Annotated in this window: 23 protein-coding genes; 11 read left to right on the top strand and 12 right to left on the bottom strand. The window is 59.7% G+C overall.

All coding sequences use genetic code 11. From position 1 onward, the window contains the following. Positions 1–10 precede the first annotated feature (10 nt). From IM304_RS11565 to IM304_RS11555, 3 genes are read right to left on the bottom strand one after another with little or no spacing between them, the layout of a single operon-like run. Positions 11–772 carry a DeoR/GlpR family DNA-binding transcription regulator gene (locus IM304_RS11565; protein WP_193355116.1) on the bottom strand — a complete coding sequence of 254 codons (762 nt, stop codon included), beginning with the start codon at positions 770–772 and terminating at the stop codon, positions 11–13. Between the two features lies 1 nt (position 773). Then, complete coding sequence (locus IM304_RS11560) at positions 774–1,760, bottom strand: D-threonate 4-phosphate dehydrogenase (protein ID WP_193355115.1); 987 nt, start codon at positions 1,758–1,760, stop codon at positions 774–776. Next, positions 1,753–2,970 carry a four-carbon acid sugar kinase family protein gene (locus tag IM304_RS11555; protein WP_193355114.1) on the bottom strand — a complete coding sequence of 406 codons (1,218 nt, stop codon included), beginning with the start codon at positions 2,968–2,970 and terminating at the stop codon, positions 1,753–1,755. Before IM304_RS11555 ends, IM304_RS11560 begins: the two co-directional genes overlap by 8 nt. Positions 2,971–3,143: 173 nt before the next feature. Between IM304_RS11555 and IM304_RS11550 the strand changes: the two genes are divergently transcribed. From IM304_RS11550 to IM304_RS11525, 6 genes are all read left to right on the top strand, one after another. Then, positions 3,144–4,289 (top strand): iron-containing alcohol dehydrogenase, encoded by a 1,146-nt coding sequence (locus IM304_RS11550; protein WP_193355113.1) that lies wholly within the window; start codon positions 3,144–3,146, stop codon positions 4,287–4,289. A 17-nt stretch (positions 4,290–4,306) separates the two neighbouring features. Beyond that, positions 4,307–5,191: a dihydrodipicolinate synthase family protein gene (locus IM304_RS11545; protein WP_193355112.1), complete on the top strand. Its 885-nt coding sequence runs from the start codon at positions 4,307–4,309 to the stop codon at positions 5,189–5,191. A 76-nt stretch (positions 5,192–5,267) separates the two neighbouring features. Then, positions 5,268–6,680: a sodium:solute symporter family protein gene (locus tag IM304_RS11540; protein WP_193355111.1), complete on the top strand. Its 1,413-nt coding sequence runs from the start codon at positions 5,268–5,270 to the stop codon at positions 6,678–6,680. A gap of 1 nt (position 6,681) precedes the next feature. Continuing rightward, the gene (locus IM304_RS11535; RefSeq protein ID WP_193355110.1) at positions 6,682–7,848 is read left to right on the top strand and encodes an exo-alpha-sialidase; all 1,167 of its coding nucleotides are present in this window, start codon (positions 6,682–6,684) and stop codon (positions 7,846–7,848) included. Next, positions 7,845–8,315 (top strand): YhcH/YjgK/YiaL family protein, encoded by a 471-nt coding sequence (locus IM304_RS11530; RefSeq protein ID WP_193355109.1) that lies wholly within the window; start codon positions 7,845–7,847, stop codon positions 8,313–8,315. Before IM304_RS11535 ends, IM304_RS11530 begins: the two co-directional genes overlap by 4 nt. A gap of 1 nt (position 8,316) precedes the next feature. Next, positions 8,317–8,994: an SDR family NAD(P)-dependent oxidoreductase gene (locus tag IM304_RS11525; protein ID WP_193355108.1), complete on the top strand. Its 678-nt coding sequence runs from the start codon at positions 8,317–8,319 to the stop codon at positions 8,992–8,994. On the opposite strand, the gene IM304_RS11520 is transcribed toward IM304_RS11525, so the two are convergent. Then, a complete protein-coding gene (locus IM304_RS11520; RefSeq protein WP_193355107.1) occupies positions 8,991–9,782 on the bottom strand; it encodes a PhzF family phenazine biosynthesis protein in 792 nt (263 codons plus the stop codon). The two genes, IM304_RS11525 and IM304_RS11520, sit on opposite strands and share 4 nt — an antisense overlap. A 23-nt stretch (positions 9,783–9,805) precedes the next feature. Further along, entirely contained in the window at positions 9,806–10,594 is a 789-nt protein-coding gene (locus IM304_RS11515; protein WP_193355106.1) for a PhzF family phenazine biosynthesis protein, read from the bottom strand. Positions 10,595–10,769: 175 nt separating this feature from the next. On the opposite strand from IM304_RS11515, the gene IM304_RS11510 reads away from it, so the two are divergent. Continuing rightward, complete coding sequence (locus tag IM304_RS11510) at positions 10,770–11,966, top strand: sugar transporter (protein WP_193355105.1); 1,197 nt, start codon at positions 10,770–10,772, stop codon at positions 11,964–11,966. Positions 11,967–12,010: 44 nt separating this feature from the next. Here IM304_RS11510 and IM304_RS11505 read toward each other — a convergent pair whose 3' ends face one another. Next, positions 12,011–12,676 carry a MarC family NAAT transporter gene (locus IM304_RS11505; RefSeq protein ID WP_193355104.1) on the bottom strand — a complete coding sequence of 222 codons (666 nt, stop codon included), beginning with the start codon at positions 12,674–12,676 and terminating at the stop codon, positions 12,011–12,013. Positions 12,677–12,932: 256 nt separating this feature from the next. Between IM304_RS11505 and marR the strand changes: the two genes are divergently transcribed. Genes marR through marB form a run of 3 tightly spaced genes read left to right on the top strand, consistent with a single transcriptional unit; the run spans position 12,933 to position 14,018 of the window. Beyond that, positions 12,933–13,367: a multiple antibiotic resistance transcriptional regulator MarR gene (marR, locus tag IM304_RS11500; RefSeq protein WP_003857182.1), complete on the top strand. Its 435-nt coding sequence runs from the start codon at positions 12,933–12,935 to the stop codon at positions 13,365–13,367. Positions 13,368–13,389: 22 nt separating this feature from the next. Further along, positions 13,390–13,770: an MDR efflux pump AcrAB transcriptional activator MarA gene (gene marA / locus IM304_RS11495; RefSeq protein WP_001303241.1), complete on the top strand. Its 381-nt coding sequence runs from the start codon at positions 13,390–13,392 to the stop codon at positions 13,768–13,770. Between the two features lie 32 nt (positions 13,771–13,802). Continuing rightward, the gene (gene marB / locus IM304_RS11490) at positions 13,803–14,018 is read left to right on the top strand and encodes a multiple antibiotic resistance protein MarB (RefSeq protein ID WP_148419524.1); all 216 of its coding nucleotides are present in this window, start codon (positions 13,803–13,805) and stop codon (positions 14,016–14,018) included. 38 nt (positions 14,019–14,056) lie between these two features. Here the strand turns inward: marB and eamA are convergent, their stop codons facing one another. After that, positions 14,057–14,956 (bottom strand): O-acetylserine/cysteine exporter, encoded by a 900-nt coding sequence (gene eamA / locus IM304_RS11485; protein WP_148419523.1) that lies wholly within the window; start codon positions 14,954–14,956, stop codon positions 14,057–14,059. A 192-nt stretch (positions 14,957–15,148) separates the two neighbouring features. On the opposite strand from eamA, the gene ydeE reads away from it, so the two are divergent. Then, on the top strand, positions 15,149–16,342 hold the full coding sequence (gene ydeE, locus IM304_RS11480) for an efflux MFS transporter YdeE (protein ID WP_193355103.1): 1,194 nt from the start codon (positions 15,149–15,151) through the stop codon (positions 16,340–16,342). A gap of 45 nt (positions 16,343–16,387) precedes the next feature. On the opposite strand, the gene zinT is transcribed toward ydeE, so the two are convergent. Genes zinT through urtB form a run of 5 tightly spaced genes read right to left on the bottom strand, consistent with a single transcriptional unit; the run spans position 16,388 to position 21,231 of the window. Then, positions 16,388–17,026 (bottom strand): metal-binding protein ZinT, encoded by a 639-nt coding sequence (zinT, locus tag IM304_RS11475; RefSeq protein WP_193355102.1) that lies wholly within the window; start codon positions 17,024–17,026, stop codon positions 16,388–16,390. Positions 17,027–17,078: 52 nt separating this feature from the next. Further along, complete coding sequence (gene urtE / locus IM304_RS11470) at positions 17,079–17,777, bottom strand: urea ABC transporter ATP-binding subunit UrtE (protein WP_193355101.1); 699 nt, start codon at positions 17,775–17,777, stop codon at positions 17,079–17,081. 9 nt (positions 17,778–17,786) lie between these two features. After that, positions 17,787–18,584, bottom strand: a complete 798-nt coding sequence (gene urtD / locus IM304_RS11465) for an urea ABC transporter ATP-binding protein UrtD (RefSeq protein WP_193355100.1) — start codon at positions 18,582–18,584, stop codon at positions 17,787–17,789. Next, positions 18,584–19,657, bottom strand: a complete 1,074-nt coding sequence (urtC, locus tag IM304_RS11460) for an urea ABC transporter permease subunit UrtC (protein WP_193355099.1) — start codon at positions 19,655–19,657, stop codon at positions 18,584–18,586. The genes urtD and urtC overlap by 1 nt, the downstream gene beginning before the upstream one ends. Next, positions 19,657–21,231, bottom strand: a complete 1,575-nt coding sequence (gene urtB / locus IM304_RS11455) for an urea ABC transporter permease subunit UrtB (protein WP_193355098.1) — start codon at positions 21,229–21,231, stop codon at positions 19,657–19,659. Before urtB ends, urtC begins: the two co-directional genes overlap by 1 nt. Positions 21,232–21,237 lie beyond the last annotated feature (6 nt).

Raw genomic sequence — 21,237 nt, 5'->3', positions numbered from 1 at the left:
GGCTCGCGGGTCAGGAGGCCAGCGTCAGCCGGGTATTCAGCTCTCCCAGCCGCGCGCGGGTCTCGTCGTCCAGCCGGTTGTCGGTGACGATATCGGTCAGGGTGTGCAGGTGCGCCACGTTAAACAGTGACCAGGCACCGTATTTGGAGCTGTCCGCCAGCAGCACGCGACGCTTAGCGTTGGCGATCAGATCGCGCTTCAGCGCCGCCTTCTCTTCCGTCGGGGAGGTGATTCCGCGGGTAATATCCCACCCGTTACAGCTGACGAAGGCCACGTCCGGCCAGACGTTTTGCAACAGCCGGCGGCCATGTTCACCGATACAGGACTGGCTGGAATCATCGATCCGTCCGCCGATAATCGTGACTTCAATCTGCTTAAATTCGGAGAGAAACAGCGCGATGTGCAGGTCGCTGGTGATGACGCGCAGCGGCAGGTGCGTGAGCTGGCGCGCGAGTTCAATCATCGTGGTGCCTGCGTCCAGCACGACGGCATCCCCCGCCTTGACGAAACTTGCCGCCGCGCTGGCGATGGCATGCTTCTCCGCCAGGCTGCGCTGCATTTTTTCATGGGTCGTGGGCTGGGAAGGAATAAACCGGTTAAGGGTTACGCCGCCGTGGGTGCGGCTTATAACGCCCTCCTGGTCGAGCTTAATCAGATCCCGGCGGATCGTCGCCGGCGAGGCGTCGGTGATCGCCACCAGCTGATCGACCGTCACCAGATTATGCCCTTTAAGGTAATCCATTATCTGCTCTAACCGGTTATATCCCTTCATCTTATTCCCGTGTGATTTGCATAGCTAACTGGATAGATACCGTCATGCTCTCGGACTTCGCCTTCCCAGTCCATGCGATATCGAACGCGGTACCGTGGTCTGCGGAGGTGCGGATAAACGGCAGCCCGGCGGTGATATTCACCCCATCATAAAAGCCGAGTAATTTTAACGGAATATGCCCCTGATCGTGATACATCGCAACGACCATGTCGTACATTCCTTCGTGGCATTGCATAAATACCGTATCCGGCGGACAAGGACCGGTAACGTTCAGCCCCTGCGCCTTCATCGCCTCGACGGCAGGCCCAACTATCCCGATCTCTTCATCGCCAAACAGGCCGTTTTCACCCGCATGGGGGTTAACCCCTGCCACCGCAATGCGCGGCTGCGCAAACCCCACGCGCCTGAGGAAGGTATCGGCAATGCCGATCACGGTTTTTACCCGATCCTCACTGAGCGTATCAAGGAATTTACGCAGCGCAATGTGGGTGGTGATGTGTATGACCTTAAGTTTATCGGTGTATAGCACCATGGCGAAATCTTTACTGTTGGTCAGATGCGCCAGCAGCTCCGTGTGTCCCGGATAGTGATGCCCGGCCAGGTGCAGCGCCTCTTTGTTCAGCGGCGCTGTCGCGATGGCCTTTACCTCGCCCGCCATCGCCAGCGCGGTGGCGCGCCTGACGCAGCGATAAGCCAGGTCCCCCGCCTGGGCCTGCACAACGCCCGGCCTTAACCCGTCAGGATCGTCGAGCGGCTCGTCCAGCACGTTAATCACTCCCGGCGCAAACTGCGCATCGCTGACCTCACGGATAACGCGCATATCGGCATGGCCGGCAATACCCTGCTCAAGCACCCGCCGTAGCGTGCGGGCGCAGCCCACCACGACGACGGGCGCTCCCGAGAGTTCGTCCCCGGTGAGGGATTTGATAATGATTTCCGGGCCAATGCCTGCCGGGTCACCCATGGTTACAGCAATAATATTAGTCACTCAGTCTCTCCTCGATAAAATGCAAAACCTCACGCAGCGTCTCTTCCCTTCCGAAGCCCCCTGCTTTGGTCATTACCGGCCGGTGCCAGGCGCACCCCAAAAACCTGCCGTAGGGGACGCAACGTGCAATGCACCCCGTAATCTCAAATCCCTCTGCCCCGAGCGCGCTGGCCGCGGCCATTGCCACGTCGCCGCCCGAAACGTACAGCGCGTCCGGCGCCTGCGCGTTCAGCACGTCGCGGGTCAGCGCGCCCAGATACGCGCAAATCGTCTCCCCGAGCGCCGCGCGGGTCACGCCGTGTTCGCGACAGAGCAATTCCACCTGATGCCGGGCCTCCTGGCCCGGACAGGTATGAACGATGCAGTGATGGCCCGCCCGAAGCGCCTGCGTTATCTGCGTGATGTAGCCTGACGCCGTGCCGGCCATAATGTCGTTCACGTCGATGAATACTGACGACACGCCGGGCGCTTTCAGAGCACAGGCGATCTGCTGCTGCGCGATTTCGCTCATCGAGCCCACTACCGCCAGAAGCTGCTTGCGCCGTACGGGTGCGAGATGGCGGGCCAGCGCATCACACAGCCCGGCAGACCCCACCAGCAGCGGCGTCTGTTCACACGCCAGCGCGGCAGCGATAATGGCGTCCAGCTCGCCATCACTTTCCGCATCAACGACCAGTAACCCGTCTCCCTGCGCCAGCGCAGAGGTCAGGCTGTCTACCGTTACGGTTTTAACCGCCCGTCCGGGAAACAGATCGGCGACGCTTGCCGACGGGACCGGCGTTTTCGGATCGCTGGCAAATTCGGTTTCATTCACCGGAATACCGTTGATCAGACACCTGCCGTGGCGCGTGATGCGCCCGGCGGCGGGATACGCCGGGGCCACAATGACCTGCCGCTTGCCGCTCAACGCCATCAGGGCCAGCGTTTCTGCCGCCACGTTTCCGCGCAGCGTGGAATCCATCTTCTTAATCAGCCACGCTGCATCCACCGTTTCCGCGCCAAGCTGCGCGATCTTTTCCGCCGCCTCTGAGGCCCGTAGCGCCCGGGATTCAGTATTGATCGCCAGCGCCGCGGCGGGTGCGGTAAACGGGGTATGAAACGCCACGCACACTTTTTTTCCGCCAAGCGCCAGGCTGACCCCGGCATCGTTCGCCCCCGTAAAGTCATCCGCAACGACGACCACCTCTCTGTACAGGTTGTTCTCTTTCATCCCCACTCCGGGTTCATTCGTCCTATTAATGATTATATTCAATCATGATTGATTATATGTGAGCAAGATCAAGTTAATCAGTTTGTGAATAAATTATAAATTTAGCCACACAATGACCATTCACCCTCTGATTTGAGCGAAATCAATCAAGCGTGGCAGGACAGGAGAACCATGTGGTAACGATCAACAGCACCATCATCAGTGGCGCAGACGCCATTCCGGCCCTCAGGCCGCTGCTTGGCGATAAGCAACGCCTTTTACTGGTCACAGACCATAATATTGCGCGCCTGGAGGCGGCAAAGCAGATTGAAGCGATGCTTGAGGAGAACCACCGCAGCGTGACGATCGTCGACGGCGTACCGCCGGAGCCTTCGCATCATGACGTTAGCCAGCTGCTGAGCGGGTTAACCGGGGGATCGTTCGACCTGGTCATCGGCCTCGGCGGCGGCAGCGTACTGGACGTTGCCAAGCTGCTTTCTGTGCTTTGTCATCCGCACTCTCCGGGGCTGGAGGCGCTGCTGGCGGGCACTAAACCTGCGGTGCGCATCCCCTCCTTGCTGATCCCGGCCACGGCTGGAACCGGATCGGAGGCGACGCCGAACGCAATCCTCGCCATACCGGAGCAAAACACGAAGGTCGGAATTATCTCCCCGGTGCTGCTGCCCGATTACGTCGCCCTGTTCCCGGAGCTGACCACCAGCATGCCGGCGCATATCGCCTCGTCGACGGGCATAGACGCGCTGTGTCATCTGATTGAGTGCTTCACCTCTACGGTGGCGAACCCGGTGAGCGACAACGCCGCGCTGATCGGCCTGCACAAGCTGCTGAACCATATCGAAACCGCCTGCGCGGCGCCGGGAAATCTGCTGGCAAAGCTGGAGATGCTGTGGGCCTCGTATTACGGCGGGGTAGCCATTGCCCATGCCGGCACGCACCTGGTGCATGCGCTTTCCTATCCTCTCGGCGGGAAATATCACCTGCCGCACGGCGTGGCTAACGCCATTCTGCTGGCACCCTGCATGCGCGTGGTTCGCCCCCATTCGGTGGCGAAGTTTGCCCGGGTCTGGGATCTCGTTCCCGGTGCGGATACCGGACTGTCGGACGAGGACAAATCCCACGCGCTTGTGGATTACTTCGCGGCGCTGGTACGCAGACTCGACCTGCCGGATAACCTGGAGACGCTCGGGGTACCGCGGGACGATATCGCCTCCCTCAGCGACGCGGCCCTCAACGTGAAGCGCTTAATGAATAACGCCCCTTGTCAGGTAGATCGCGACGAGGTGCAGGCCATTTACCGGACACTGTTTCCCCAACATTGACTTCGAAGGAGTGAAAAATGCGTAACAAGATAAAGGGCGTGCTGACGGCCATCGTCACCCCCTTTGACGCTGACGGCGATCTTAATCTGCCGGGATTAAAACGGCAGATCGCGCGCCAGCTGAATGCCGGTAACGGTATCTTTTGCGGCGGTACCAACGGCGAGTTTTTCGTGCTGAATGAAGAAGAGAAAGTCGCCGTGACCCGCACCTGCGTCGACGCCGTTGCGGGGCGCGCACCGGTTGTGGCCCATATTGGCGAAATCTCAACCTGCGAGACCATTCGGCTCGGGAAACGGATTGCCTCCCTCGGCGTCGATGCCGTGTCGGTTATCACCCCTTACTTCGTGCCGCTGAAGCAGGACGAGCTGGTGGACCATTACACGGCTATCGCCGACGCGCTGAGCGTACCGATCTTTCTCTACAACATCCCGGCGCGCACCGGAAACACCATTGAACCTGAAACCGCCCGGACGCTTGCCGCACACCCCAACGTCATCGGCATCAAAGACAGTGCCGGAAGCCACGAAAGCCTGAGCGGATTTCTGAATGCGGTGAAAGACGTCGACGGATTCGACGTGCTGAACGGGCCAGACTCGCTGATCCATCAGGGCTTTGTAGAAGGCTGCTCCGCCTGTATTTCCGGGCTGGCGAACGTGGCCCCTGAGGCCATTAACGCCATCTGGTCGCGCTTCAGCGCGGGTGATATAGAGGGATCCCGCCTGGCACAGGAGCAAGTGACCCGCCTTCGCACCGGTTTGTACAGCGTCGCCTTCTCGCCCGCGGCGGTTAAGAAAGCGCTTCAGGTTATGGGAGAGGATGTCGGTGAGAGCCGCTACGCCGTGGCGTTTAACGAACAACAGCTTAATCAGATACGCCGGCTGGTGACAACGTCACTTAACTAACCGGCTAACGTTTCGTCAATAAGAATACCGGGTGCCGCAGGTGCCCAGGATTCACTCGCCCTGAAGAGAGGCAAAGATGAATAATTTTACCGCTGAAGATACCCTCATTATCGTCGGGATTGTAGTTGCCTACATCCTGTTCACCACCTGGCTCACCTTCCGGATCCGCAGTAAAAACTCCGGAGACTTTATGGAAGGCTCCCGCGCGATGCCGGCGTTTATCGTCGGGATCCTGCTGATGTCCGAATATATCGGCGCAAAATCCACTATCGGTACGGCACAGGCGGCGTTCGAAGACGGGTTTGCCGCCTCCTGGTCGGTAATTGGGGCGGCTATAGGCTTTCCGCTATTTGGCCTGCTGCTCGTTAAGCGCATCTATAACACCGGGAAAATCACCATCTCGGGTGCCATTGCCGAAAAGTACGGTAACAGCACCAAAAACATTATCTCCATCATCATGATTTACGCCCTGCTGCTGGTTAACGTGGGGAACTACGTTAGCGGCGCAGCGGCTATCTCCACCGTGCTGAAGGTTAACCTGCCCGTGGCGGCGTTTATTACCGCTATCGTCAGTACCTTCTATTTTGCCTTTGGCGGCATGAAGGGAGTGGCCTGGGTGACCGTGCTGCACAGCGCTCTGAAGTACTTCGGCATTCTGGCCATCATGGGCTTTGCCCTGTCGAAAACCGGCGGCTTCACGCCCATGATCGAAAACATGCCGGACTTCTACTGGACGTGGGATGGCAATATTGGCGCGTCAACCATCTTCGCCTGGCTTATCGGCACCATCGGTTCAATCTTCTGCACGCAGTTTGTGATCCAGGCTATCTCATCCACCAAAGATGTTAAAACGGCCCGGCGCTCCACCTGGGTCGCCTTCTTCTTCTGCCTGCCAATCGCGCTGGCGATTGCGGTTATCGGCGTGGCGGCAAAATACCTGCACCCGGAGATCGACAGCCTGTATGCGATGCCCGTCTTCCTTCAGGACATGAATCCGTGGCTCGCCGGTCTGGTGACTACCTCCCTGGTGGCCTCTATCTTCGTCAGCGTCAGTACCGTTGCGCTGGCCATTGCCTCTCTGGTGGTGAAAGACTTTTACGTGCCGATGCGCCACCCCACGCCCGAACAGGAGTTTAAGGCCACGCGCTGGATCTCCCTGCTGATTGGCTTCCTGCCGCTGATCTTCGTTCTGCTGGTGCCGGAAGTGCTTAAGCTCTCCTTCTTCACCCGAGCGATACGTCTGTCGATTTCCGTTGTGGCCGTTATCGCCTTTTACGCCCCGTTCTTCCGCAGCGCCCGCGGCGCTAACGCCGGCCTGATTGGCGCCTGCGTGGTGACGTCGGTCTGGTATCTGCTGGGCGATCCGTTTGGCATTAACAATATGTATATCGCCCTGCTGACCCCGGCGGTCATTATGGTGATTGAACGTCTTATTCCGGGAAAAGCGAACGATAAAGCGCCCGCCCCCGTGCAAAATAATGGAGTCTGATATGTCTGTAACCGTAACCCGCGACGGCATCGTCCGATCGCAGCCACAGGATGTTCGTATGGAGACGGCCATGCTGCCTTCCTCGTGCCCACAAAACCATGCGGCAAACCTGCTGCCGCTGCCGGATGGGTCGCTGATGTGCGTCTGGTTCGGCGGCACCCAGGAGGGCATCGCAGATATCTCCGTGTGGGGATCCCGGCTGGCGCCGGGCAGCCAGCGGTGGAGCGATGCGGTAAAACTCTCGGACGACCCGACGCGCTCCGAGCAAAACCCCGTCCTGTTCCTCGCGCCGGATAACGTGCTGTGGCTGCTGTGGACCGCTCAGATTTCCGGCAATCAGGACACGGCTATCGTGCGCTATCGCCGGTCAACGGATCTGGGCCAAACCTGGGGCGACATCGCTACCCTGCTCGACAAACCGGGCACCTTTATCCGCCAGCCGATCGTGGTGCTGGACAACGGGAACTGGCTGCTGCCGGTGTTTTACTGCCGCACGCGGCCGGGGGAAAAATGGGTCGGGAATGATGATGTCAGCGCGGTGAAAATCTCTGAGGACCGGGGGAAAACCTGGCGCGACGTTGAGGTACCGGGCAGCCTGGGCTGCGTGCACATGAACATCAGCCCGCTGCGCAACGGTACGCTGGTCGCCCTGTTCCGCAGCCGGTGGGCGGACAATATCTATTACAGCCAGTCGACCGACAGCGGCGAAAGCTGGTCGGTACCGGAGCCAACGACGCTGCCGAATAACAATTCATCGATTCAGGTGACGACCCTTGCCAGCGGTGAACTGGCGCTGGTGTTTAATCACATGAGCGCCGCCGGGGCGCTGGAGCGTCGGGCATCGTTGTACGATGAAATCGACGACGGTGATGGACGCAAAGAGCCCGAGGCGACGGGCGGGCGCACGGCGTTCTGGGGCGCGCCGCGCGCGCCGATGACGGTAGCCCTCTCCCCGGACGGCGGCAGAAGCTGGCCGTGGCAGCGTAATCTGGACGAGGGCGACGGCTACTGTATGACCAATAACTCGCTGGAAAAACTGAACCGTGAATATTCCTATCCGAGCATCAAACAGGGCCCGGATGGAGCGTTGCATATTGCCTACACCTTTTTCCGTCAGGCCATTAAGTACGTCCGGGTTACCCCGGAGTGGGTTAAGGAGACAGCATGATTATCGGACATCTTAGCGCCCTGCCGCTGGCAGGGCTTCCGCCCGTGCTGCATGCCCTGCTGTCCCGTCCGGACTGCTCGCTACAGGCGCTGACGGCGCGGGATGACGGACGCTGGCAGCCGCAGGACGCCGCGTGGTTTTGCCATATCGGGCCCGTGCAAACGCAGCCGCGGGCCGGGAGGCACACGGAGTACCATCGTCAGTGGGCTGATATTCAGGTTGTGCTGGCGGGCGAAGAGCGTATATACGCCGGAACTCTCCCCGTCGGGCAACCGGGTGATGAAGAGCGAAAGCTGGATCTTTTCATCGCTGGGTCGGCTGAGCACGGCGTGGCGATCCGCCTCGGCGCGGGCGACTTTGCGGTTTTTTATCCCGGGGAGCCGCACCAGGCGCTGTGCGCCGTGACGATGCCAGAGACCGTTCGTAAAGCGGTATTCAAAGTTCCGCGCGCGATGCTGGAGGGGTGATATGCGTCATGCTGTGGTTACCGGAGCCAGCTCCGGCATTGGGGAAGCCATCGTGAAACGGCTGCTGGCGGAAGGATGGCGGGTGACCGGATTAAGCCGGCGATCCGTAGCGCTGGACGCGCCTCATTTCACCAGCCTGAGCGTTGATATCAGCAAGCCCGATCGGCTTATTGCGGCATTACAGCCTCTCGCCCCGCCTCAGGCGGTGATCCACGCCGCGGGGATGATGGCGGCTGCGCCGCTTGGGCAGCTGGACAGCGACACCGGCTGCGCGCTCTGGCGGCTCAACGTACAGGCCTGTGAAGTGCTGTTTAACCATTTTGCCCCCGGCATGTCGTCCGGCGGTCGGTTTGTGGCGATTGGCAGCAGAACCTCGCGCGGTGCGGCGGGTCGTTCCCAGTACGTTGCCACCAAAGCGGCGCTGGTGGGGACGATCAGAAGCTGGGCGGCGGAGCTGGCCCCGCGCGGCATCACCGCCAACGTGGTCGCCCCGGGAGCCACCGAAACGCCGATGCTCACGGCGCCCGGGCGGGAAACATCACCGGCAAAATGCCCCCCGATTGGCAGGCTTATCGCGCCCGGAGAAGTTGCCGGGCTGGTGAACTTTCTGCTGAGCGACGAGGCCGCCGCCATCACCGGACAGGAGATAGCGATCTGCGGCGGCGCTTCGCTGAGCTAGCGCAGGAAGACCCGCCCCTTCATATACAGCGTGGCCTGGCCGCCAATCAGCACGCGGTCGCCCTTCAGCTCACAGCGCAGATCCCCGCCACGGGAGGAGACCTGGCGGGCCAACATCTGCGTTTTGCCAAGCTTTTCGCTCCAGTACGGGATCAGCATGCTGTGGGTTGACCCCGTTACCGGATCTTCCGGCACCCCTTCGCCCGGGCAGAAGAAGCGGCTAACGAAATCATAGTCGTCTCCCGGGGCCGTCACGCAGACCATTTTGCCCAGCGGAAGCATCGCCGGGATATCCGGCGTAAGGGACTCAACCTGCTGCTGGCTTTCAAGCACCACCATGTAATCGCGCCCTGCACGCACCTCTTTTGCCCCGCTAATGCCCAGCGCGCTGAACAGCGCCGCCGGTGGACGATCAACAACGTCGGCTGACCACGCCGGGAAATTCAGCGTCAGCCAGTCGCCGCTGCGTTTTACCGTCAGCTCACCGACAAAGCGCGTAGTAAACACGATCTCCGTGTGCGGATAATCCAGGTATTCGAATATCACATGGGAGGCCGCCAGGGTGGCATGTCCGCAGAGGTTTATCTCATCCTGCGTGGTAAACCAGCGCAGCTCAAAGCCCTCATCCGTGCGCACGAAAAACGCCGTTTCCGACTGATTGTGCTGCTTTGCCATCTTCAGCAGCGTCTCATCAGGAAGCCACGCTTCCAGCGGGCAGACAGCCGCCGCATTGCCGCCGAACGCCCTGTCGCTAAAGGCGTCTACCAGATAAAAGTCAATTTCCTGCATCGTCTTACCTCTCTTATTCGTTTTCAGCGCAGAAATACGGTGCCCTTCAGATACAGGGACGCCTGCCCGCCCATCAGCACCCGGTCGCCCCTTAGCGTGCAGCGTACGTCTCCCCCACGGGCGGAAACCTGACGCGCAAACAGCTGCGTTTTACCGAGCCTCTCGCTCCAGTAGGGTATAAGCATGGTGTGCGCGGAGCCGGTGACGGGATCTTCCGGTACGGCAACGCCCGGCGAGAAGAAGCGGCTGACAAAGTCATATTCCCCCTCGCCCCGCGCGGTGACGGCCACCTTGTGCTCGCCCGGGATCATGGCTGAGAAATCCGGCGTAACGGCTTCAACCTGCTCGCGGTTTTCCAGAACCAGCACCCAGGCCCGCCCTTTCCGGGCATCGACGCAGCGGCTGATGCCGAGCGCGGAGAGCATCTCCGACGGCGGCGTCTGCGCCCGCGTCGGGCAGGCCGGGAAATCCAGCGTCATCCAGTCGCCCTCACGGCTGACGGTGAGGCGCCCGGAGGCGGTATCAAAATGAATGCGTGAGTCCGGGTAATCCAGCTCGTTAAACAGTACGTACGCCGCGGCAAGCGTCGCGTGCCCGCAGAGACTGACCTCGGCGAGCGTGGTAAACCAGCGCAGCTCAATTCCCCCTTTCGTGCACACGAAAAACGCGGTTTCCGACTGGTTATGCTGCTGCGCCATTTGCAGCAGGGTCTCGTCCGGCAGCCACGCGTCAAGCGGACAGACCGCCGCCGGGTTGCCGCCAAAGGAGGACTCGCTGAAGGCATCCACCAGATAAAAATCAATCTCCTGCATTGTCCTGCCGCCTGTTTTTGCTGTGTATCCTTTATCTTCAGGGAAAACACCCGCCTTCGCTACCGCTGCATGAAGGTAAATTTTGTGATTTGCATCACATAACGGTTGAGTTTTCGCCGTTTAAGGCCTTAAGATCGTCTCCTCATCTTTCAGGCAACGAATCCCAGATATCCCTATGACAACACACACGGTTTCCCGCAGGGTCGCGTGGCTGCGCGTGGTCACGCTCGCCATCGCGGCGTTCATTTTCAACACTACGGAATTTGTTCCGGTTGGGCTGCTGTCCGACATTGCAGCCAGCTTCAACATGGAAACGGCGCAGGTGGGCATTATGTTAACCATCTACGCCTGGGTAGTGGCGCTGATGTCTCTGCCGTTTATGCTGCTGACCAGCCAGATGGAACGGCGCAGGCTGCTGATTGGGCTGTTTGTGGTGTTTATTGCCAGCCACGTGCTGTCGTATATGGCCTGGAACTTTACGGTGCTGGTTATTAGCCGCGTGGGCATTGCGTTTGCCCATGCCATTTTCTGGTCGATCACCGCGTCGCTCGCCATTCGTCTGGCCCCGGCGGGGAAACGCGCCCAGGCGCTGAGCCTGATCGCCACCGGCACGGCGCTGGCGATGGTGCTGGGCCTGCCGATAGGACGCATCGTGGGGCAGTATTTCGGCTGGCGCACCACCTTCTTTGCCATCGGCATGGGGGCGCTGGTTACGCTGGTGTGCCTCATTAAGCTGCTGCCCGCGCTGCCGAGCGAACACTCCGGCTCGCTAAAAAGCCTGCCGCTGCTGGTTCGTCGCCCGGCCCTGATGAGCATCTATCTGCTGACCGTCATCGTGGTGACCGCCCATTACACGGCTTACAGCTATATCGAACCGTTCGTACAGGTTGTAGCGGGCTTTAGCGCGAATTTCGCCACCGTTCTCCTGCTGCTGCTGGGCGGCGCGGGCATTATCGGCAGCATCCTGTTCGGCAAGCTCGGCAACCAGCACGCTTCTGCCCTGGTGAGCAGCGCGATTGGCCTGCTGCTGGCGTGTCTGCTGCTGCTGATGCCTGCGGCGGGCAGCGAAAGTCATCTGGCGATCCTCAGCCTGTTCTGGGGCGTGGCGATCATGATTATCGGGCTGGGGATGCAGGTGAAGGTGCTGGCGCTGGCGCCGGACGCAACGGACGTGGCGATGTCGCTGTTCTCGGGAATTTTTAATCTGGGAATTGGTGCCGGTGCGCTGGTGGGGAATCAGATCAGCCTGCACGTGTCGATGTCGGCCATTGGCTACCTTGGCGCCATCCCGGCGCTGATTGCGCTCGTCTGGTCGGTGCTTATCTTCCGTAAATGGCCGGTCGCGATGGAAGAACAGACCGGCCACGGTTAAGTTTGACGTGCCGGGTGGCGGCTTCGCCTTACCCGGCAACAGCATCAGTGATAGGTCTTAATAATCTCCAGCACGCCGTTAATAATAAACTGCACGCCCATACACACCAGCAGGAAGCCCATCAGGCGGGAGATGGCCTCAATACCGCCCTTGCCTACCCAGCGCATAATGGCCCCGGAGCTGCGCAGCGATCCCCAGACGATAACCGCGATCAGTGCGAAAATGATCGGCGGTGCAACGGTGATAACCCAGTCCGGGAAGGTTGAGCCGTCGCGCACCGTTGAGGCGGAGCTGATGATCATCGCAATCGTCCCCGGGCCAGCCGTGCTCGGCATGGCTAACGGCACAAAGGCGATGTTGGCGCTCGGTTCGCTTTCAAGCTCCTCGGATTTACTCCTGGCTTCCGGCGATTCATGCGCTTTTTGCGCCGGGAACAGCATCCGGAAACCGATAAAGGCCACAATCAGCCCACCCGCTATCCGCAACCCGGGGATGGAAATACCAAAGGTATTCATGACCAGCTGCCCGGCGTAATAGGCCACCATCATGATGGCAAAAACGTACACGGCCGCCATCCTCGACTGCTGGTTGCGCTCCGCGCTGTTCATGTTCCCCGCCAGGCCCAGAAAGAGCGCCACCGTGGTTAACGGGTTTGCCAGCGGCAGCAATACCACCAGCCCAAGACCAATTGCTTTAATCAAATCCAACATAATGCATCGCTGCCCTTATCCTTAATCAACTCCGCAATTATAGGGGGAAAACCTCGTCCTGAGCTATTCGCACGACGTAACCATTGTTTTCCCGCGCAACCAATAACCACAGGCTATATATATGATTTAAAAGCGCACAGAAAAAGTGCCCGAAGCGTTTTAGCAATTCGTGGCATCGGGCAATCCATTCAGTTGACTTATACTTGCCTGAGCAATAATATCTGCCGTGACTAAACTACTTGCCAGGGCAACCATTGTGAAAAGCACCAGTGATCTCTTTAACGACATAATCCCACTGGGTCGTCTTATTCATATGGTTAATCAGAAAAAAGATCGCCTGCTCAATGACTACCTGTCACCGCTGGATATCACCGCAACACAGTTCAAAGTGCTGTGTTCCATTCGCTGCGAAGTGTGTATCACGCCGGTTGAGCTGAAAAAGGTGCTCTCTGTGGATCTGGGTGCGTTAACCCGCATGCTGGATCGGCTCGTCTGCAAAGGATGGGTCGAACGAAGCCCTAACCCGAATGACAAACGCGGTGTGCTGGTGAAACTGACCAGCGACGGCGCGGCCATGTGTGAGCAATGTCATCAGCTAGTAGGACAAACACTGCACCAGGAACTGACAAAAAACTTAACGGCAGATGAAGTGGCAACGCTTGAGCTTTTACTCAAGAAAATACTGCCGTAAACAAAAAAAAAGAGGTATGACGATGTCCAGACGCAATACTGACGCTATCACCATTCATAGCATTTTGGACTGGATCGAAGATAACCTGGAATCCCCGCTCTCCCTTGAAAAGGTGTCCGAGCGTTCAGGTTACTCAAAATGGCACCTGCAACGGATGTTCAAAAAAGAGACCGGTCATTCATTAGGTCAATATATTCGCAGCCGCAAGCTGACGGAAATTGCCCAGAAACTGAAAGAAAGCAATGAGCCGATCCTTTATCTGGCGGAACGTTATGGCTTTGAATCGCAGCAAACCCTGACGCGTACGTTCAAGAACTACTTCGACGTGCCGCCTCATAAGTACCGTATTACCAGCATGCCGGGTGAGTCCCGTTATCTGTATCCGCTAAAACATTGCAGTTAATTTTCGCCTGTAAAGACGTAACCGAGGAAATCATGAAATTCATCGCCTCCGCCGCCCTCACCCTGCTGGTGCTGGTCTCCGGCCAGAGCTTCGCGGAGCAAACCCCCAGTGCGGCGCAGCAAAATAATCGAGACACGCTGATTATGCCGTCCGCACAAGGCCAGTCACCCTATGACTTTAACCACATGGGCGCTGGCAGCGACAAATCCGACGAACTGGGCGTGCCGTATTACAACCACGACCTGTGATTCGTTTTTGCCCCGCCGATGCGGGGCTTTTTTTTGCCTTAGCCCCGCACCCGCGAAGCCCGACGCACCCGCAGACCAAAAACGTTGATATACAGCCCGGCCATAATCAGCCCCGCACCCGCCAGCTGCAGCCCGCTGAGCGTTTCATCCAGCAAAAGCGCGGCGCTGGCAAGCCCGACTACCGGTACCAGCAGCGATAACGGCGCCACGCGCCAGGTTTCATAGCGGCCAAGCAGCGCCCCCCAGATGCCGTAGCCGATGATGGAGGCGACAAACGCCAGATAGACCAGCGATAAAATGGTCGTCAGGTCGATCTCCAGCAGGCTTTTCAGCATCGTCTCTGGCCCGTCCAGGATAAACGACGCGGCCATAAACGGCACAATCGGGATGAGCGCGCTCCAGACCACCAGCGACATCACCCCCGGGCGCGCCTCGTGCTGCATGATCAGCTTGTTGAAGATATTGCCGCACGCCCAGCTCAGCCCCGCCGCCAGGGTCAGCATAAAGCCCAGCAGGGCCACGTGCTGGCCGTTAAGGCTGGCCTCAATCAGCACCAGCACGCCAAACACCGCCAGGCTAATGCCCGCCAGCTGCTTACCCTGCAGGCGTTCGCCAAAGACAAACGCGCCGAGGATGATGGTAAAAAACGCCTGCGCCTGGAGCACCAGCGAGGCCAGGCCCGCAGGCATGCCGAATTTAATGGCGCAGAAAAGGAACGCAAACTGACCGAAGCTGATGGTGAGGCCGTAACCCAGCAGAAGCCTGAGCGGGATTTTCGGGCGGGCAACGAACAGCAGCGCCGGAAACGCCACCAGCAGAAAGCGCAGGCCGGCAAGCATCAGCGGCGGCATATTGTGCAGCCCCATTTTGATGACCACAAAATTGAGTCCCCACACCACCACAACCAGCAACGCCAACAGCCCGTCTTTGCGCGTCATCATCCGCCCCTGAAATATTAAATTTTTGTAAACACTTCAAGGTAACAGAAAAAATAGCGCAGCGAAAAGACGTTAATTCTGGTACCGGCAAGAAGCACTTGCGGATAAATTGGGTGCTATACAAGCTCCCAATCCCGTGATAATCCTGTCAGAACACAACAATAAAAGCATAAGCATTTGTCGGGCAGGAAAATGAAACCATCAATCAGGCGCTCAACCGCAGCGCTGCTGGCATCGTCATTGTTATTAACAATTGGCCGCGGGGCAACGTTGCCCTTTATGACCATTTACCTCACGCGCGTGTACGGCATGAGCGTGGAGAATATTGGCTATGCCCTTACCGTGGCGTTGACCATTGGCGTGGTGTTCAGCCTGGGATTTGGCATCCTGGCCGACAGGTTCGACAAAAAGCGCTACATGCTGATCGCCATCGTGGCCTTTATCGCCGGATTTGTGGCCATTCCGCTGGTGAATAACGTCACGCTGGTGGTGCTGTTCTTTGCCCTGATTAACTGCGCCTATTCCGTGTTCTCTACGGTGCTGAAGGCGTGGTTTGCTGACGTGCTGACGTCGAGCGAAAAGGCGCGCGTATTCTCGCTCAACTACAGCTTCCTGAATATCGGCTGGACCATCGGGCCGCCGGTTGGCACCCTGCTGGTGATGTACAGCCTGCACCTGCCGTTCTGGCTGGCGGCGTTTTGCGCTGCGCTGCCGCTCGGGTTTATCCATTTCTTCGTGCAGAAAAGCGTGGCGTCAGACAGCGTGGAGGAAAAGGCGCCGTGGCAGCCGTCGGTGCTGCTGAAAGACCGGGCGCTGCTCTGGTATACCCTCTCCGGCCTGCTGGCCTCCTACGTCGGCGGCTCCTTCGCCAGCTGTATTTCGCAGTATGTTCTGGCCGCGCACGCGGACGGCGATTTTGCCGAAAAGGTGGTAGCCGTAGTGCTGCCCGTCAACGCAGCGGTGGTGGTGACCCTGCAATACGCGCTTGGGCGCAGGATCACCGCCAGCAACATTCGTCCGTTAATGACTGTCGCAACGCTCTTTTTTATCCTCGGGCTGGGCGGGTTTATGCTCTCCGGGGAGAACCTGATCTACTGGGGTATCGCCGCGGCTATCTTTACGCTGGGTGAAGTTATCTACGCGCCGGGCGAATATATGCTGATCGACAATATCGCCCCGCCGGGCATGAAGGCGAGCTACTTCTCCGCGCAGGCGCTGGGCTGGCTGGGCGCGGCGGCGAACCCGATGATTACCGGGATTATCCTCACCCGTCTGCCGCACTGGTCGCTGTTTGTCATAATGATGGCCGCCATTATCGCGGCATGGCTGATGATTTTGCGCGGGATGCGCGTCGGGGCGTGGTGCGAAGCGCCCAGGGTCGCGTAGGCGCGGCAGGCCGGGTAAGGCATAGCCGCTACCCGGCACTCGCGGTTAGTGGTGTAACATCTCCTCCACCACCTGCTCTTTGTACATCTCGTTCGGGTAGTAGGTCGGCCAGTTATCCATCTCTTTCAGCAGCGCCTCGTGAGAGGTATTGCCCATAAAGATATGGAAGTGTGAAGAGGGTTTCGGCCCGATGATATGGTCGCTGAACTGCACGAACTTCGGGGCCTGGCTCGCCTTATCCTTGCACTCAAACAGGTAGCGCACGCCTTTTTTGCCGGAGGCGTAGGTCAGAATTTTGTAGCCGCTGTAGTCGTAGCGGCAGCTGCTCACCGTGCTGCCCCTATGAAACTCCATCACGTTGTTTTCAATGCCGATGGAGTCCACGTCCGTGGCGTAGCCCGTGCGGTAGTAGGCTTTTATCTCATCAGCGGACTTCTCGCCCTTCCGGGCTTTCTTTTTGAAAACCGGATCCAGCGAGCCGTCGAGCAGGAACGGATAAACCGACTGCCAGGTCCCGTCCCAGTCAGACAGCTTTCTGTCCCTGACGTCTTTATCCTCAAAGACGCCGTTTGCCGCCTTCTGTTCCGCCTCGGTCATCTGATGACCGTGCGAGTGGGCAAAAAGCGAGCCGCTGACCAGCAGCGTTCCCAGAGCCAGCGCAATTTTTCCAGCATGTGCAGCCAAAGCAAAACCCTCATTCCGTGTTATAAGAATGAGGATGTTATAGTATAACATTTCAGATCGCAACCAGTCCGCGAACGCCCTCAAGCTCCATATTTTCCCCGCGCCCGTGCTGGACGATACTGCCGCGCGACATCACCAGATAGCTGTCGGCCAGCTCCGCGGCAAAATCGTAAAACTGCTCGACCAGCAGGATCGCCATATCTCCCCGGCTGGCGAGGCTGCGGATCACCTGCCCAATCTCCTTAATCACCGATGGCTGAATGCCCTCGGTGGGTTCATCCAGAATCAGCAGCCGCGGTCGGCTTGCCAGCGCGCGCCCAATCGCCAGCTGCTGCTGCTGGCCGCCGGAAAGATCGCCGCCGCGACGGTGCTTCATCTCCTTCAGCACCGGGAAAAGCTGCCAGATCTCCTCCGGCACGCCTTTCGCGTTACGCGCGGAAAAGCGCGACAGCCCCATCAGCAGGTTTTCCTCAACGGTCAGACGCGGGAAAATCTCGCGCCCCTGCGGAACATACGCCACGCCGGACTGCACCCGCTGGTGCGGCTTACTGTGGGTGATGGTTTTCCCCTGCCAGACCACCTCCCCGGTTTTCACCGGGATCAGCCCCATCAGACACTTCAGCAGCGTGGTTTTACCCACCCCGTTGCGCCCCAGCAGACAGGTGATTTCCCCGGTCACGGCCTCAAAGCTCACCCCGCGCAGAATATGGCTTCCACCGTAGTACTGATTCAGTTCGTTAACCTGCAACATGACCTCTCCTTAGCGTCCCAGATAGACGTCAATCACCTGCTCGTTGGCCTGCACTTCGCGAAGCGAACCTTCCGCCAGCACGCGTCCCTGATGCAGCACCGTGACGCGATCGGCGATGGTTTCGACAAACCCCATATCGTGCTCAACCACCATCAGGGAATGCCTGCCTGCCAGGGTACGGAACAGCTCGGCGGTGTATTCCGTTTCCGCATCGGTCATCCCCGCGGCGGGCTCGTCCAGCAGCAGCAGATGCGGATCCTGCACCAGCAGCATGCCGATCTCCAGAAACTGCTTCTGCCCGTGGGAAAGCAGCCCGGCGCGACGGTCGCGCTCGCTGCCAAGCCGCAGCAATACCAGCATCTCGTCAATGCGGTCGCGCTGCTCGCCGCTGAGGGTGGCCCGCAGGCTCGCCCAGACGGACCGGTCGGCCTTCATGGCGATTTCAAGATTTTCCCATACCGTCAGCGCCTCAAAGACCGTCGGTTTTTGAAACTTACGGCCAATTCCCCGGCGGGCAATGGCCGCTGGCTCAAGCGCGGTCAGGTCAACAGACTGATCGTAAATGGCTTTTCCGCTTTTTGGCCGCGTTTTGCCGGTAATCACGTCCATCAGCGTGGTTTTGCCCGCGCCGTTAGGCCCAATCACGCAGCGTAACTCGCCCACGCCGATGTTCAGCGAGAGGTCGGTCAGCGCCTGAAAGCCGTCGAAGCTGACGCTGATGGCCTCGAGCTGCAATACCGGATCGGTCTGCTCGCGGTAACGATCCCCGGGTAGCTGACGGGTAAAAAGCCCTTCTGAAGGCTGCATTATTTCTCCCCCTTACGAAACAGGCCGTATACGCCGCGCGGCAAGAACAGCGTGACGGCGATGAAAATCAGCCCCAGAAACAGCTGCCAGTACTCCGGCATCGCCACGGTAAAGACGCTCTTCGCGCCGTTAACCAGCGCCGCGCCAATCACCGGGCCCACCAGCGTGCCGCGCCCGCCCAGCGCCACCCAGATGGCCGCTTCAATCGAGTTCGTTGGCGACATTTCTCCCGGGTTGATAATGCCCACCTGCGGAACGTACAGCGCCCCCGCCAGGCCGCACAGCACGGCAGAGAGCGTCCATACCAGCAGCCTGAACCCGCGCGGATCGTAGCCGCAAAAGGTCAGACGGTTTTCCGCATCGCGCACCGCGGTCAGGATGCGGCCAAATTTGCTCTTCGCCAGCGCATAGCCTGTGCCCAGCGCCAGCATCAGCAGCAATACCGTCGCGAGGAACAGCGCGATCCGCGTGGTGGTCGCCGTAACGGAAAACCCGAGCAGCGTGGTAAAGCCGGTAAAGCCGTTGTTGCCGCCAAAGCCGGTTTCGTTGCGAAAGAACAGCAGCATGCCCGCATAGGTCAGCGCCTGGGTCATGATGGAGAAATAGACCCCTTTGATCTTCGAGCGGAAGGCAAACCAGCCGAAGACCAGCGCCAGCAGGCCGGGGACCGTCACGATCAGGACCAGCGCCCAGGCAAAATGCTGCGTTCCCCACCAGAACCAGGGCAGCTCGCTCCAGGAGAGAAACGACATAAACGCGGGCAGACCGTCCCCTGCCGCCTGACGCATCAGGTACATCCCCATCGCATAGCCGCCCAGCGCGAAAAATAAGCCGTGCCCCAGCGAGAGCATCCCGGCATAGCCCCACACCAGGTCGAGCGCCACGGCAACCACCGCGTAGCAGAGGATCTTGCCGATGAGGGTCAGCATCCACGTGGAGATCGCCAGCGGATGCGCGGCGGGCAGCAGCGCGAGAAACGGCAGCACCAGCAGCGCCGCAGCCAGCAGGCTGCCGACGATTTGAGTGGTACGCGGCGCGCGGCGCGCCAGCGTTAAGGTCAGCGGCTGGCTCATCAGTCTGTCACCCTCCCTTTAAGCGCGAATAACCCCTGCGGACGTTTCTGGATAAACAGAATAATCGCCACCAGAATCACGATTTTGCCCAGCACCGCACCCATCTGCGGCTCAAGAATTTTATTGAAGATCCCAAGGCCAAAGGCCGCCGCCACGCTACCGGCCAGCTGGCCGACGCCGCCCAGCACCACCACCAGGAACGAATCGATGATGTACCCCTGGCCCAGCTCAGGCCCCACGTTCCCCAGCTGGGATAACGCCACGCCGCCCAGCCCGGCAATGCCGGAGCCAAGGCCAAAGGCCAGCATATCCACACGCCCGGTCGGCACGCCGCAGCAGGCCGCCATGCTGCGGTTTTGCGTCACGGCCCGCACGTTCAGGCCAAGACGCGTTTTGTTCAGAATCAGCCAGGTGAAGAACAGCACCAGCAGCACAAAGCCGAGCACCACAATGCGGTTCCACGGCAGCGTCAGGTTGGCAAAAACCTGCACGCCGCCGGAAAGCCAGGCCGGGTTTGCCACCTCGAGGTTTTGTGCGCCAAAGGTCATGCGCACCAGCTGGATGAGCATCAGGCTGATCCCCCAGGTGGCGAGCAGGGTTTCCAGCGGGCGGCCATACAGGTGGCGGATCACCGTGCGCTCCAGCACCATCCCGATACCGGCCGTCAGGAAAAACGCCACCGGCAGCGCCACCAGCGGATACATCGGCAGATACTGTGGCATCCACTGCGCCATCAGCTGCTGCACCATCCAGGTGGCATACGCCCCGAGCATCAGCATCTCGCCGTGCGCCATGTTGATCACGCCCAGCAGGCCATAGGTGATGGCAAGCCCGAGCGCCGCCAGCAGCAGCACCGACCCCAACGACAGGCCCATAAACGCCTGCCCCAGCAGCTCGCCCCACATCAGGCGGTGCTGAATACGCTCCAGGCTCCCGGCAGCCGCGGCGCGCACCCGCGCATCCGGCTCGGCTTGCGCCTGGGTAAACGGCGCCAGCGCGGCCTGCACGTCCGGATCGTCGGACTCGCCCAGCAGCTCAACCGCCCTCAGCCTCGTTTCAGCCTGCGGACTCGCCAGCTGGAGATTCGCCAGGGCCAGCCTCAGCGACTGCCGGGTAACTTCGTCCGTTTCGCTGCTGGCCCGCCGTTGCAGAAAATCGAGCATGTCCGGCTGCGCGCCGCGCTGGAGCTGCCTCGCGGCCGCGCGCCTTTCCGTGACGCTGTCACTTACAAGCTGATGCGTCGCCAGCGCCGTAGCGGCTAACAATCGCAGCCTGTTGGTCAGGCGCACGGCTTTGGTGGCCCCTTCGGCGGTTTGTGATGCCCCAAGCCCTGTCAGCTCGCCGTCGATGCGCGCAAAGGCATGCTTTCGGCTGTCGGTGAACAGGTTCTCTTTTTGCAGCGCCGCAAGCAGCGGCAAACGGGCAGGTTCCGGCGCGGTTGCCCACCGGGCGAGCATGGCGGCCTGCTGGCTGCGGTTTGCGGCAACGAAATCATCGGCATCCGTTGCCGCAGCCATCCCTGGCAGCAGTCCGGCAAGCCACACTATCGCTATCATCATGCGCATCGCGTTCATGGCATT

Source organism: Enterobacter cloacae complex sp. P40C2, assembly GCF_014930695.1.
GTDB lineage: Bacteria > Pseudomonadota > Gammaproteobacteria > Enterobacterales > Enterobacteriaceae > Enterobacter > Enterobacter pasteurii.
Note: the sequence above shows the minus strand (reverse complement) of the source record. Positions and strands in the feature narration are given on the sequence as shown.

Coding starts and splice junctions, on each gene's coding strand:
- IM304_RS11565 (WP_193355116.1), bottom strand. CDS start 772: ATGAAGGGATATAACCGGTTAGAGCAGATAATGGATTACCTTAAAGGG.
- IM304_RS11555 (WP_193355114.1), bottom strand. CDS start 2,970: ATGAAAGAGAACAACCTGTACAGAGAGGTGGTCGTCGTTGCGGATGAC.
- IM304_RS11545 (WP_193355112.1), top strand. CDS start 4,307: ATGCGTAACAAGATAAAGGGCGTGCTGACGGCCATCGTCACCCCCTTT.
- IM304_RS11540 (WP_193355111.1), top strand. CDS start 5,268: ATGAATAATTTTACCGCTGAAGATACCCTCATTATCGTCGGGATTGTA.
- IM304_RS11535 (WP_193355110.1), top strand. CDS start 6,682: ATGTCTGTAACCGTAACCCGCGACGGCATCGTCCGATCGCAGCCACAG.
- IM304_RS11530 (WP_193355109.1), top strand. CDS start 7,845: ATGATTATCGGACATCTTAGCGCCCTGCCGCTGGCAGGGCTTCCGCCC.
- IM304_RS11525 (WP_193355108.1), top strand. CDS start 8,317: ATGCGTCATGCTGTGGTTACCGGAGCCAGCTCCGGCATTGGGGAAGCC.
- IM304_RS11520 (WP_193355107.1), bottom strand. CDS start 9,782: ATGCAGGAAATTGACTTTTATCTGGTAGACGCCTTTAGCGACAGGGCG.
- IM304_RS11515 (WP_193355106.1), bottom strand. CDS start 10,594: ATGCAGGAGATTGATTTTTATCTGGTGGATGCCTTCAGCGAGTCCTCC.
- IM304_RS11510 (WP_193355105.1), top strand. CDS start 10,770: ATGACAACACACACGGTTTCCCGCAGGGTCGCGTGGCTGCGCGTGGTC.
- IM304_RS11505 (WP_193355104.1), bottom strand. CDS start 12,676: ATGTTGGATTTGATTAAAGCAATTGGTCTTGGGCTGGTGGTATTGCTG.
- marA (WP_001303241.1), top strand. CDS start 13,390: ATGTCCAGACGCAATACTGACGCTATCACCATTCATAGCATTTTGGAC.
- marB (WP_148419524.1), top strand. CDS start 13,803: ATGAAATTCATCGCCTCCGCCGCCCTCACCCTGCTGGTGCTGGTCTCC.
- eamA (WP_148419523.1), bottom strand. CDS start 14,956: ATGACGCGCAAAGACGGGCTGTTGGCGTTGCTGGTTGTGGTGGTGTGG.
- ydeE (WP_193355103.1), top strand. CDS start 15,149: ATGAAACCATCAATCAGGCGCTCAACCGCAGCGCTGCTGGCATCGTCA.
- urtE (WP_193355101.1), bottom strand. CDS start 17,777: ATGTTGCAGGTTAACGAACTGAATCAGTACTACGGTGGAAGCCATATT.
- urtD (WP_193355100.1), bottom strand. CDS start 18,584: ATGCAGCCTTCAGAAGGGCTTTTTACCCGTCAGCTACCCGGGGATCGT.
- urtC (WP_193355099.1), bottom strand. CDS start 19,657: ATGAGCCAGCCGCTGACCTTAACGCTGGCGCGCCGCGCGCCGCGTACC.
- urtB (WP_193355098.1), bottom strand. CDS start 21,231: ATGAACGCGATGCGCATGATGATAGCGATAGTGTGGCTTGCCGGACTG.